Origin of the sequence: Defluviitoga sp. (assembly GCF_035349255.1) — a bacterium.
Classification (GTDB): Bacteria; Thermotogota; Thermotogae; order Petrotogales; family Petrotogaceae; genus Defluviitoga.
Window position 1 is genome coordinate 82,026 of record NZ_DAOPSE010000002.1, and the last position, 12,114, is coordinate 94,139.

At 31.5% G+C, this 12,114-nt stretch carries 14 protein-coding genes; 13 read left to right on the forward strand and 1 reads right to left on the reverse strand.

The features are described from left to right. Positions 1 to 69 precede the first annotated feature (69 nt). The 13 genes from PKN74_RS01460 to tsaA all read left to right on the forward strand — a co-directional run bounded on the left by PKN74_RS01460 (position 70) and on the right by tsaA (position 11,544). A complete protein-coding gene (locus tag PKN74_RS01460; RefSeq protein ID WP_472307863.1) occupies positions 70 to 1,023 on the forward strand; it encodes a carbohydrate kinase family protein in 954 nt (317 codons plus the stop codon). A 329-nt stretch (positions 1,024 to 1,352) separates the two neighbouring features. Beyond that, entirely contained in the window at positions 1,353 to 2,276 is a 924-nt protein-coding gene (locus PKN74_RS01465; protein WP_472307865.1) for a pseudouridine-5'-phosphate glycosidase, read from the forward strand. A gap of 26 nt (positions 2,277 to 2,302) precedes the next feature. Further along, positions 2,303 to 3,175 (forward strand): pyridoxamine kinase, encoded by an 873-nt coding sequence (locus tag PKN74_RS01470; protein ID WP_472307867.1) that lies wholly within the window; start codon positions 2,303 to 2,305, stop codon positions 3,173 to 3,175. 305 nt (positions 3,176 to 3,480) lie between these two features. Next, positions 3,481 to 4,266 (forward strand): ATP phosphoribosyltransferase regulatory subunit, encoded by a 786-nt coding sequence (locus PKN74_RS01475; RefSeq protein WP_472307869.1) that lies wholly within the window; start codon positions 3,481 to 3,483, stop codon positions 4,264 to 4,266. A gap of 6 nt (positions 4,267 to 4,272) precedes the next feature. Then, on the forward strand, positions 4,273 to 4,878 hold the full coding sequence (gene hisG, locus PKN74_RS01480; RefSeq protein ID WP_472307889.1) for an ATP phosphoribosyltransferase: 606 nt from the start codon (positions 4,273 to 4,275) through the stop codon (positions 4,876 to 4,878). Positions 4,879 to 4,913: 35 nt separating this feature from the next. Next, positions 4,914 to 6,041 (forward strand): histidinol dehydrogenase, encoded by a 1,128-nt coding sequence (hisD, locus tag PKN74_RS01485; protein WP_472307871.1) that lies wholly within the window; start codon positions 4,914 to 4,916, stop codon positions 6,039 to 6,041. Continuing rightward, positions 6,038 to 6,574 carry an imidazoleglycerol-phosphate dehydratase HisB gene (gene hisB / locus PKN74_RS01490; RefSeq protein WP_472307873.1) on the forward strand — a complete coding sequence of 179 codons (537 nt, stop codon included), beginning with the start codon at positions 6,038 to 6,040 and terminating at the stop codon, positions 6,572 to 6,574. The genes hisD and hisB overlap by 4 nt, the downstream gene beginning before the upstream one ends. A 128-nt stretch (positions 6,575 to 6,702) precedes the next feature. Then, positions 6,703 to 7,419, forward strand: coding sequence for a 1-(5-phosphoribosyl)-5-((5-phosphoribosylamino)methylideneamino)imidazole-4-carboxamide isomerase (hisA, locus tag PKN74_RS01495; protein WP_472307891.1), 717 nt, complete (start codon positions 6,703 to 6,705; stop codon positions 7,417 to 7,419). Further along, entirely contained in the window at positions 7,388 to 8,146 is a 759-nt protein-coding gene (hisF, locus tag PKN74_RS01500) for an imidazole glycerol phosphate synthase subunit HisF (protein ID WP_472307875.1), read from the forward strand. Before hisA ends, hisF begins: the two co-directional genes overlap by 32 nt. Further along, on the forward strand, positions 8,133 to 8,777 hold the full coding sequence (hisIE, locus tag PKN74_RS01505; protein WP_472307877.1) for a bifunctional phosphoribosyl-AMP cyclohydrolase/phosphoribosyl-ATP diphosphatase HisIE: 645 nt from the start codon (positions 8,133 to 8,135) through the stop codon (positions 8,775 to 8,777). The genes hisF and hisIE overlap by 14 nt, the downstream gene beginning before the upstream one ends. A 6-nt stretch (positions 8,778 to 8,783) precedes the next feature. Further along, the gene (gene hisC / locus PKN74_RS01510) at positions 8,784 to 9,857 is read left to right on the forward strand and encodes a histidinol-phosphate transaminase (protein WP_472307879.1); all 1,074 of its coding nucleotides are present in this window, start codon (positions 8,784 to 8,786) and stop codon (positions 9,855 to 9,857) included. Between the two features lie 384 nt (positions 9,858 to 10,241). Next, on the forward strand, positions 10,242 to 10,865 hold the full coding sequence (locus tag PKN74_RS01515) for a phosphatase PAP2 family protein (RefSeq protein WP_472307881.1): 624 nt from the start codon (positions 10,242 to 10,244) through the stop codon (positions 10,863 to 10,865). Positions 10,866 to 11,058: 193 nt separating this feature from the next. Further along, positions 11,059 to 11,544 (forward strand): tRNA (N6-threonylcarbamoyladenosine(37)-N6)-methyltransferase TrmO, encoded by a 486-nt coding sequence (tsaA, locus tag PKN74_RS01520; RefSeq protein ID WP_472307883.1) that lies wholly within the window; start codon positions 11,059 to 11,061, stop codon positions 11,542 to 11,544. A 61-nt stretch (positions 11,545 to 11,605) separates the two neighbouring features. On the opposite strand, the gene PKN74_RS01525 is transcribed toward tsaA, so the two are convergent. After that, positions 11,606 to 12,114: cation transporting ATPase C-terminal domain-containing protein (locus PKN74_RS01525; RefSeq protein ID WP_472307885.1), on the reverse strand; the 509-nt coding region annotated here is incomplete at its 5' end.

The following is a 12,114-nucleotide window of genomic DNA, read 5'->3' on the forward strand; positions in this document are numbered from 1 at the left end:
TTTTTTAATTTTAAAAAGATATTATATAATATAAACAAGAGCAGTAACATGTAAAAGGGGAATGTAAAAGTGGATTCAAAAGTCTCTGCTATTGGTGGGATAAACTTAGACATAAAAGGATCACCTTTTGAAAAACTAGAACTTCAAACCTCTAATCCAGGTGAGGTCTTTTATTCTTCTGGTGGCGTGGCCAGAAACGTTGCTCATAACTTGGTCAAATTGAATGTTCCGGTCAATTTAATTGGGGCAGTTGGAAATGATAGTTTTGGAGAAATTATTTTAAATGAGTTGAAAAGTTTAAAGATAGAAACTGAGAATATTAAAATCTCTAACCACTTTCAGACAGGAGTTTATTTGGCAATTTTAAATGAAAACAGAGATATGTATGTTTCTATTTCTGACATGAATATAATAGAAGAAGTGGATACAATTTTTGTTGAGGAGAAAAAAGATATATTATTGAATTCCAAGATAATATTTCTTGACACTAATTTAAGTGTAGATGTGATTAAATACGTGCTTAAACTAGTTGAAAATGAGAATACTAAGGTAGTCATTAATGCCGTTTCTATTGCTAAAGTTAAGAAATTACTTCAGGTAAACAAAAATATTGACTATTTGACCTTAAATTTTATGGAATTAAATTCGTTGATAGGTAAAAATCTTGAGTTTTCCAATAAAGAAGACATAATAAAAGGCATACACGGAAAAATTCCAAACGTTACAAATATAGTAATAACCAACGGCGCACAGGGCATTTACATTTTTACAAAAAATCTAACAAAAAATCTATACGATTTGATGTTTTTTCCAGTGGAAGAAATGAATCCAGAAGAAATAGTTGATACCAATGGGGCTGGAGATGCCTTCACAGCAGGGTTTATCTATGGTTTATACAATGATTTAACCACGAATCAATCAATTGAATATGGAATAAAAGCTTCTCAGATTACAATGAAAAGTTATAAAACGGTGTCTGATGAGTTATATAAAATTTTAAAAGAAACTGATAAAAATGGATAAATTGTAGAGATTATAGACGGAGTAATATGTTCAATCATCTTACGCTAAGAGTTTCTGAATAAAAAGCAACATTTGATGATTAAGATGTAAATATAATTATGCTCGTTAGAGATGAATGATTTTTAAAAAATAAGGTTTTGAATTTAAAGTGGATCCGCGGCGGAGCCCTCCTCATCTTCAAAATCTAGATTTTAGGTTGTAGAAATTTTAGAGATAAAGATTTTCTAAAAATAAGATTTTGGATTTAAAGTGGTTCCAGGGCGCAGCCCTCACCATCTTTAAAAGTAAGCTTTTAGGATTTTTAAAGATAATAAACGGGAGGTTTAAAATTGAATCTCAAATACTTAGACATAAAAGAAGAGGTAGCAAAAGCAATAAAAAAAAATAAACCAGTCGTAGCTTTGGAGTCAACCATCATTTCGCATGGAATGCCTTATCCCCAAAATGTGGAAGTTGCAAAAAAATTGGAAGAAACCATAAGAGACAAAGGTGCAATACCTGCTACCATAGCTATAATTAATGGGATAATAAAGGTTGGTTTAAGCGAAGAAGAACTTGAATTTATGGGTACAGATAAAAATATATCAAAAGCTAGTAGGATGGATATACCTGTAATAATAGCTAAAAAGTTAAATGCGGCTACAACAGTTGCAGGAACAATTATAGCGGCTAACCTAGCTGGAATAAGAGTTTTTGTTACAGGAGGTATAGGAGGAGTACATAAATATGCTCAACAAACCTTTGACGTTTCTGCCGATTTACAAGAATTAGCAAAAACCAATGTTGCTGTTGTTTGTGCAGGTCCAAAGGCGATACTTGACTTATCACTTACTGTTGAGTATCTTGAAACATTTGGTGTACCTTTAATTGGTTATCAAACTGATGAGCTTCCTTCTTTTTATTCAAGAAAAAGCGGAATAAAAGTACCACATAAAGTAGATACAGCAGAAGAGGCGGCTCGTATTATGAAAACAAAATGGGATTTAGGACTTCAGGGCGGAGTACTAATTACCAATCCTATTCCTGAAGAGTTTGCTATGAATGAAGAAGAGATAAATTCAATAATAAATAAAGCCATACAAGATTCAGAAAAAATGGGTATAAAAGGAAAAGAGTTAACGCCTTTTCTTTTATCAAGGATAAAAGAGTTAAGTAAAGGTGAAAGTTTGAAAGCCAACATTGCTCTAGTATTAAATAATGCCAAAGTTGGAGCTGAGATAGCTAAAGAATTCTGTAACTTATCAAATTTTTGAAAAGCTAATAAAGAGGAGGACTTTATTTGAAAGAAAAGCCTATTAAAAGAGTTGCCGCTATTCATGATCTGTCCGGTTTTGGAAAAGCTTCTTTAAATGTTGTTATTCCTATTTTATCTTCAATGAAGATACAAGTGTGTCCAGTTCCAACAGCTATATTATCGACACATACAGGAGGTTTTGAAAATTATACCTTTTTAGATTTAACGGATTATATGGAAGAATATATAAACCATTGGAAGAAATTAGAGTTGTCATTTGATGCAATTTATAGTGGCTTTTTGGGTTCTGAAAAACAAATAGATATAGTTTCAGATTTTATTGATTATTTTTCAAAAAAGAACGAATCATTGGTAGTTGTCGATCCTGTAATGGGAGACGATGGAGTTCTTTATCCTACAATTACTACAGATTTAGTAAACCAAATGAGAAAGTTGGTTAGCAAATCTGAAGTGATTACACCTAATTTTACAGAGGCATGCTTTCTTTTAGGTGAGCATTACAGAGAAGATATAAGTGTGGATACATTAAAAAAATGGCTTAAAACGCTCTCAAAAATTGGTCCGAAAATGGTAATTATAACTAGCGTGCCAGAAAAAGATGCCACAAGGACAGGCGTTATAGCGTACAACAGTTATGATAATCGATATTGGAAAGTTACTAACAGACATATAAGAGCATTGTATCCAGGAACAGGGGATGCATTTACTAGCGTAATTGTGGGAAGTCTTTTGAACGGAGATAGCTTGTCAATAGCAATTGATAGGGCAACTCAATTTGTTATTATGGCTTTAAAGGCTAGTTATGGATATAATTATCCAAAAAGGGAAGGAATTCTTCTTGAAAAGGTCTTAGATACACTTAATATGCCTACTACTTTGCAAAGTTATGAAATTTAATATTGACAAAAGAATTTTAATGGTATATAATTAGAAAAATTGAGTATTTTATGGAGGAAGTATTTTGTTATCACGAGCTCCAGTTATTTTACTAATTGTTAATAGTATATCCAACATAAATATGCATCATCATACATGGCGTGGCCGAGTTAATACATGCCGTGTATGTTGTTGTTTTTAGTTAACTTCATACAAGGCTTGAATTAGCCGGTCACGATTAATACCGTGACCGGTTTTTTGTTTTTTGTAAAAAAATTTATAAAATTTTACAGAAGGAATATATAACAAGGAGAAGGGAGATTAAAATGAAAAAAGATATCTTTGCTGAATCAAAAAACCTGTCTTATATTGTAAATAAAATGAGAAAAGTTCTCATTGAAAACGGATGTTATGAACTCTTTCCACCATCTGTAGCACAGTATTCTGAAAATCTAAAAAAAGGAATGAAATTTTCTGATGGGAAAAACTTTTATTTATTAAAGCCGGACGTTACTTCTTGGTTGATAGAAATGGATAAAGTAGAAGAAAAACAAAAAATTTATTATGTTTCAGAAGTTCTTGATGAAAATCTTAATAGCACGTGGCAATTAGGTTATGAAATATTAGATGGTGAAAGATTAAAAGCGGAAGAAGAAATCATACGGTTAGCTATTGAAATTCTTACCGATTTAGAGATACATAGTTTCTTCATTGACGTCAGTTCTATAAAAGTATGGCAAAATGTATTAAATAAGGTAACGAACTACAAACAAGACATAATAAAAGCTATAGAAGTACATAATTTTGGGTTAATTGAAGGTTTAGATATAGATCAGGAAATAAAAAATGAAATAAGTGAACTGTTTAATTTTAGAGGCAAAGAATCAAATATAGATAGATTAAACTCCCTTGTTAAAGCTATAAATGACAACAGGATATATATAGACCTAGGAACAATAAAATATATGGATTATTATGAAGATATTGTTTTTGAGGTTTATGCACCAGATAACGGTCATCTTTTGGGTAATGGTGGACAATACAGAATTAACAATAAATACGCTTGTGGATTAGCCTTTAATTTAGATGTTATAAAGGAGATGAAGAGGTAGATGAGAATATCTATTGCATTGCCTTCTGGAAGATTACTAAAGGATACAAAGGCCTTTTTAGAAGATGTTGGGATAAAGGTAAAAGAGCCTGATAGCAGAGAACTTATTTCTTCTCTAGATAGTTACACTTTCTATTTTCCCCGCGTTTTTGATGTACCAGTTTATGTTGAAAACGGGGTTGATTTAGGAATATGCGGAAGTGATATAGTCTTAGAGAGAAAGAATGAGGTATATGTACCGGTAGATCTTCCGTTTGGCAAGTGTAGGATGAGCTTAATTGTACCGAAGGGGAAAAAAATCTCTCCTGAAAAAATGGAAGGTTTTAAGATAGCTACAAAATATCCTGAGATTACACAAGACTTTTTTTTGGAAAAGGGAATAAAAGTAAAGATCTTAAAATTAAATGGTGCGGTAGAGTTAGCCGCAAAGGTAGGTATCGCTGATGCAATTGTAGACATTGTAGATACAGGGAATACTTTAAGAGCTAACGATCTTGAAGAAGTATATAAAATAATGGATATTTCTGCAGTTTTATTGGTAAACAGAATTACTCAAAAAACCAAGTTTGATTTTGTAAATAACTTAATAACGAAAATTCGGAAAATAAAATAAGACAACCCAAATCAAAAAACTGAGGGGGAATTATATTGAATTTACAAAGGTATGTTTCAGAAATATTAGTAGATATAAAGATTAATGGTCTTGATGCAGTAAAAAAATACTCTCAAAAGTTCGATAATTACCAAGGTGAAATATTTTTGAGTGAAGAAGAATGGGATGTAGAATCAAATATTCCACAAAGCGATAAAATTGTTATAAAACAAATCATAAAAAGATTGCAGGATTATCACTCAAAGCAAAAAACAGAAGACGTAATGTATAAGAATGAATATGGATCTATTTATGGATTAATAAAAGTCCCAATAGATAGAATAGGTATTTATGTGCCAGGCGGGAAACCTCTGCCCTCTAGTTTGTTAATGGTTGCTGTGCCTGCTCAAATTGCTGGAGTAAAGGATATAATAATAACATCATCGCCTAAGGAAGGAAAAATTAATCCATACATAATATACATAGCAAAAGAATTAGGAATAAAAGAAATCTACAAGGTAGGAGGTATCCAAGCTATAGCTGCTATGGCGTATGGAATTGGAATGAAAAAGGTAGATAAAATTTTTGGGCCAGGCAATCAATATGTAAACGAGGCAAAAAGACAAGTATTTGGTGATGTAGGAATAGACAGCTTAGCCGGTCCGTCTGAAGTTTGTGTAATTGCTGATGAAACAGCAAACAAAGATTACGTATTAAATGATCTTCTTTCCCAATTAGAACACGGAGCTGAATCAAAGGCGTTTTTGGTAACAACTTCTAAACAAATATACGATTTCTGTGAAAAAGAAGGTATTGAGAGATATCTTTATGATGATTTATTTAAGTGTGCAGACAAAGCAAATGAAATTGCACCTGAACATTTAGAAATATTAACAAAAGAACCTGAATTGATCCTATCTTTAATTCGAAACGCGGGTGCGGTTTACTTGGGAGAATACACTCCTGTTCCTGCTGCAGATTATTTTTTAGGGGTAAATCACGTTTTACCAACCGGAAAAGCTTCTAGGTTTTCTTCTGTTCTAAACCTCAATGATTTTGTAAAGTATATGACTGTTGCAAAGGTTGCAAAAGAAGAGTTCTTAAAGGAAAGATATTTAGGCATTCGAATGGCTGAGATAGAAGGAATGTTGCAACATAAAAAGTCTATGGAGGTGAGAAAATGATAAGAAAAACTAATGAGACATATATCAAAATAAACACTTCAAAAGAAATGAATATTGAAACAGGTGATCAGGTTCTTAACCATCTTTTAAAAACACTTTTTTACTATATGGAAAAAAGTGTTGATATTAAGGCAAGATATGACTTAAAACATCACCTTTGGGAAGATGTTGGAATAACCATAGGAGATTTTTTGAAAGAAGAGATAAAAGACACAAAAATTAAAAGGTTTGGAACTTCTATTTTACCCATGGATGATGCACTTATCCTTGTGGCTGTTGATGTTTCAAGAGCTTTCGCTAACATTGAATTAAATATTAAAAACCAAGAAGAAGGTTTTGAGTTAGGAAACTTCAAAGAATTCATTTTGGCTTTATCAAGAACCCTGTCAGCTACAATACATGTAAAACAAATAAATGGAGAAAATGCTCACCATATAATCGAGGCTTGTTTTAAAGCTCTAGGTTCGGCCTTAAAACAAGCTTTAGAAAAAAGTGAAAGAATAGAAAGCACAAATAAGATATATAGGGTATAATCATAAAAAACCAGTTTTTAGCATCTGTATAGAAATAAAACATTTTTAAAAAGCAAAATTTTGATTTTATTCAGGTTATAAGGGTGAAGCCCTTCCCCCAGACTAAAAAAAGGAGGCGAACGAAAATAATCAAAAAAATACCTGCGATAGATCTAATGAATAAAAAGGCTGTAAGACTATATAAAGGGGACAAAAAGTTTGTCAAAGAATACGGAGACCCAGTAATGATTGCAAAGAAACTCTCCCAATTTGTTGATCTCATCCATATAGTAGATCTGGATGGAGCTTTTGAAGGATCTCCACAAAATCTTGAAGTAGTGGAGGAGATAATAAAAGAAACTGGTTTGAAGGTTGAACTTGGGGGTGGATTTAGAACTTACGAAAGTGTAGAAAAAGCATATAAAATAGGTGTAACTTATGTGATTATTGGTACAGCTGCTTTTGATCTTGAGTTTTTAAGAAAAGTTTCAGAAGATTTTAGCAACATAACTATAAGTTTAGATGTAGAAAAAGGAAAATTGAAAACTAAAGGCTGGCTTGAAAATTCTAATAAAAATTTTAAAGAAGCCTTTAATGTGTTTAAACAATATTCCAAAAGGTTTATATACACAGACACCACTAAAGACGGTACTTTAGAAGGAATATCATCATATCTCACTAAATTTTGGAATGATGAAGAAGTGATATATGCTGGTGGCGTTGCAAGCAAAGAAGATATAAAGAGAGTAGAAATAATGGGGTTCGATGGCGTAATAATAGGTAAAGCATTGTACGAAGGAAAAATAAAATTAGAAGATTTGAAGGGAGAGAAAAATGAGCCCAAAGAGAATTATAGCCGCTCTTGATATAAAAGATAGAAAAGTTTCAAAAGGGGTAAAATTTGACAACGTTAAAGAAATAGGGGATCCAGTAGAGTTAGCAAAAAAATACGAAAAAGAAGGAATAGATGAAATTGTACTTTTAGATATAACAGCCTCAAATGAAAAAAGAAAGATAATCAAGGACTTAGTTGAAAAGGTATCCAAAGAGATTTCTGTTCCTTTTACTGTAGGCGGAGGTCTAGCTACAGTAAAAGATATAGTAGAGATAACAGAAAGTGGTGCAGATAAAGTTTTCATAAATACTGCCGCAGTCGAAAATCCTAATTTAATAAGAGAAGCATCACAAATTGTTGGTAGTTCAAAGATTGTGATAGCAATAGATGCAAAAAAGGATAGTACTTCTAATAAATATTTTGTTTACACGAATGGAGGCAAAAAAAAGACTGGTTTAGAGGCAAAAGAATGGGCGAAAAGATGCGAAAATTTGGGCGCAGGGGAATTACTTGTAACTTCTATTGACACAGATGGCATAAGGAAAGGGTATGATTTGGAGTTAATTAAAAGTATAGTAGATAATGTTAAAATTCCGGTCGTTGCGTCAGGTGGAGCAGGAAGTGTTAAAGATTTCTATGATGTTTTTCAAATTGGGGCTGATGGTGCTCTTGCGGCTTCTATTTTTCATTTTGGTGTTTATACACCTCTGACACTAAAAAAGCAGCTAAAGGAGATGGGGATTAATGTTAGAATATAATGAAATTATTGAGAAAATTGATTGGAGTAAAAATAATGGATTAGTGCCAGTAATAATTCAAGATTTAGACGGTACTGTTCTGACATTAGGATATATGAATAAAGAAGCTTTAAATAAAACTTTAGAGACCAATTTAGTCCATTACTATTCTAGAAGTAAAAATAGGATTAGGATGAAAGGAGAAACAAGTGGAAACTATCAAAAAGTCAAAGAAACTTATATAGATTGTGATAATGACACCTTGCTAATTAAAGTTGAACAAATAGGAGCTGCTTGCCATCTAGGTACTAAAAGCTGTTTTAGGAAAATCGAAGAAATAGAGCAACTTCCAGAATCTACTGTTGACTATTCCCTTGACTTTCTAAATGAGTTAAAAGAAACAATTAAAGACAGAAAAAACAATCCAAAAGAAGAATCTTACACAAGTTACCTATTTAAAGAAGGAAAAGAAAAAATATACAAAAAATTTGGAGAAGAAGCAGTAGAAGTCTTAGTTGCACCAAATAGAGAAAGGATTATATACGAGACAGCCGATTTGATTTACCATTTGCTTGTTTTACTTTGCTTTGAAAATATTGAATTTGGAGAAATTGTACAAGAACTCAAAAAAAGGCACAAAGAGGAGGAATAAAAAATAATGAGATTCAATAAAATTTTAAACAGTTTTCCTGAATATAATCCATCTTCAGCAAAATTGTCAAATGATTTGATAGATCTTAGCAAAAATGAAAATCCTTTTGATGTTTCTTATGAGATAAAGCAAATTTTTTACAATAAGATTAATCAAACAAGTTTAAATAGATATCCTGAATTAACTTCTGAGACTATTCGCCAAAAAATAGCAGAATTCTTAAACGATTACTTCAAATCATATAAATTAAATTTAAACAAGAACAACATAGTTGTAGGAAACGGAAGTGATGAATTAATCTCTTATTTGGTAAAGATTTTTGATGGAGAAGAAGTAATTGTTTGTCCACCAACTTTTGAAATGTATGAGTTTTATTCAACACTTCACAATTTGAAGGTCAAAGAAGTTCCTTTGGATCAAAACTTTGAAATAAGAAATTTAGACCAAAAAATTAACGAAAAGGCAAGGCTCATCTTTATCTGCTCCCCCAACAATCCTACAGGTAATATTCAACCAGAGGACGAAATAATAAAGATCCTAGAAAAAGGATTTCCTGTAGTTATAGATGAAGCTTATGCAGATTTTTCAAAAAAAAGCATGATAAAATACTTAGAAAAATATCCAAACTTAATAATACTTCGAACTTTTTCAAAAGCTTTTGGCCTTGCGGGTATAAGAGCAGGAATCTTGATAGCTAACCAAGAAATAGTAAACCAAATCATGAAAATTAAATCACCATACAGTTTCAATATTTTATCTGAGAAAATGGTAGAAACGATAATAGAAAATTATGAAGATGTTTTAAAAACTATAGACTATATTATAGAAGAAAGAAATGCTCTAAGCAAAAAATTAGTTGGATATGCCTTGAAGAGTGATTCTAATTTTTTGCTTATAGATTTGAGTAAAAAAAAAGGATTAACAGCCGAAAAAGCCTATAACTTTTTTCTAGAAAATAAGATAATTGTCAGAAAATATACAGGTGTATTTGAAAACAAAATTAGAGTTACTGTGGGTACTAAAGAAGAAAACCAAAAATTTTTAGACTGCTTCAATAGTCTGCTTGATAAGTACTATTGAAATGGAATTTCTTAAAAACAAGATTTTGAATTTTTAAAAGTTTACTAGGATGGAGTCCTTTCCTTTACTGACCGAAAAAATTGAAGAAATTCATAGTTTAGCAAGGAGTAGAGGGTAAGAGATATATTTGCTATTGATTTTTTTAAAATATAATCGTTAATTAATTATTTGGTTGATTGCCATTTGGTCTCACATGACCATTTATTCCATATTCATCATAGGCATCGAAGAATGTTCTTGCAAAATCGAGACATCTTTGTTAGGAGAGTTTTTTAAAATATTCTATGATATAATAAAATATATTAAGCCTAATTTAACATTTTTATATAGAAAATGTGTGTAAAGCAAGTTTCTTCATGTTTTTTGAAGGTGGTGAATGGACAAATGGAAAGAAAGTTTCTTTTTATATTTCTTATATTTTTCTTTATTTCTGAAATCTTTCTAGCAAACGATATTGAAAACAAAAATATTTCAAGTTACATGATGAGTTTAGAATATTTAAAAAACAAATCATTCCAAGAAAAGGATACTTCTTTGATGATTACATTTTCGCATATTTTTATAGACTACGATTACTGCTTTCTTACAATACCACCTTTGATAACTTGTGGAGTTGGTTATTATACAGGTAATGAAAAATTAATTGAAGTATCTCAAGACGCCTTTCTTTCTTCAGTGATCAGCGGAGGAATAACTTTGTTGACAAAAATTTTAGTAGGTAGAGAAAGACCGAATAGAGGAAACGATCCTTTCTCATTCAAACTTCTTGGTCCACTTAGTGAAGGTTCAGCCTACGCTTCGTTTCCTTCTGGGCATGCTGCCTTATCTTGGGCTTTGTATACTCCTTATGCTGAAGAGTATAGTAGATGGATATATTTAATTCCAACAACCGTCTCTCTTTCACGAGTATATTTTGGAGAACATTGGCCTATGGATGTATTTGTGGGTTCTGTTATTGGTTATTTTATAGCCGTAAACATAGATGAAATTACCAGTGAATTATTTTAGATTATTTTTTTGCTTAAATACTTTCTTACTAAAAAATAAAAAATTTTAAACATAATTGAAGTTGAGTTGATTATATGGGTGAAAACCCTCGCATAATCTTATGCATTAAAGGAAATACTTTGGGTTTACCCACATAAATAGAAATTAAAGTTTACAAAAATCACTGATAAAATAATCTAGGAGTGAAAACTTAATGAGAGAAATTGCCTATAAGCCAATTGGAATACTGCATTCTCCCTTCAAAGATCCAGTAGGAACCCCGATACAACCCTCTGCGGTTGCAGGTATTAGTGCAACTGTAGAAATTTTCCCAGAATATGAAGAAGGATTAAAAGATTTAGAAGGATTTTCTCATATCATATTATTGTATCATTTTCACTTATCAAAACCTTATAAACTAACAGTAAAACCTTTCATGGATGAAAATTATCATGGTGTATTTGCAACACGTAGTCCAAGTAGACCCAATCCGATAGGTATATCAACGGTTAGATTATTAAAAATTGAAAAGAATGTACTTTACATTCAAAATGTGGATATTTTGGATGAGACACCAGTTTTAGACATAAAGCCGTATGTACCTGAATTCGACAGAAATGAAGAGATAAAAATAGGGTGGCTTGAAAATAACATTCATAAACTTGGATGGACAAGAGATGATGGTAGGTTTGGCGAATAAAAGAATTGATAAAGTGAGTATTAACACAAATAAACTTATTAAATTCTGTTCTTCCTAAAGATCATAGCAGACTTCCGAATTTTTTTATAAATCTTTCTTTAACGAATTGTGCAACTATCAAATACGCCAGAAGAGTAAATAGCAAAATTAAGAAATATATTCCTGGTAAAGGTACAAAACCAAGACTCTCTCCGACTGATGTAAACGGAATAATTGTTCCTAGTGTAACTCCGAGCGATGTGAAAAGCATAAGCGGCCATGAAGCAATACTTTGAATAAAAGGTATTTTTTCTGTTCTAAGCATGTGTACAATCATAGTTTGTGTCCATAAACTTTCTACAAACCAGCCAGTTTGAAATAGCGATACAAATTGAGGTTTTAAAGTTTCTGGTAATAAAAAATAAGAGTTACCGATTATTTTCGGACCTACTAAAAAGAACATTAAAGTATATGTGGTGATATCAAAGATCGAACTTATAGGTCCAAACCATATCATAAAGCTGCTTATCTTGGTAGCATCCCATTTTCTTGGCTTTTTTATATATTCTTTATCCAATTTATCCCAAGGTA

Excerpts from the sequence above, each read along its gene's own strand:
- hisIE (WP_472307877.1), top strand. The coding sequence starts at position 8,133 with ATGTTAGAATATAATGAAATTATTGAGAAAATTGATTGGAGTAAAAAT.
- tsaA (WP_472307883.1), top strand. The coding sequence starts at position 11,059 with ATGAGAGAAATTGCCTATAAGCCAATTGGAATACTGCATTCTCCCTTC.
- PKN74_RS01475 (WP_472307869.1), top strand. The coding sequence starts at position 3,481 with ATGAAAAAAGATATCTTTGCTGAATCAAAAAACCTGTCTTATATTGTA.
- hisB (WP_472307873.1), top strand. The coding sequence starts at position 6,038 with ATGATAAGAAAAACTAATGAGACATATATCAAAATAAACACTTCAAAA.
- PKN74_RS01515 (WP_472307881.1), top strand. The coding sequence starts at position 10,242 with ATGGAAAGAAAGTTTCTTTTTATATTTCTTATATTTTTCTTTATTTCT.
- hisF (WP_472307875.1), top strand. The coding sequence starts at position 7,388 with ATGAGCCCAAAGAGAATTATAGCCGCTCTTGATATAAAAGATAGAAAA.
- hisC (WP_472307879.1), top strand. The coding sequence starts at position 8,784 with ATGAGATTCAATAAAATTTTAAACAGTTTTCCTGAATATAATCCATCT.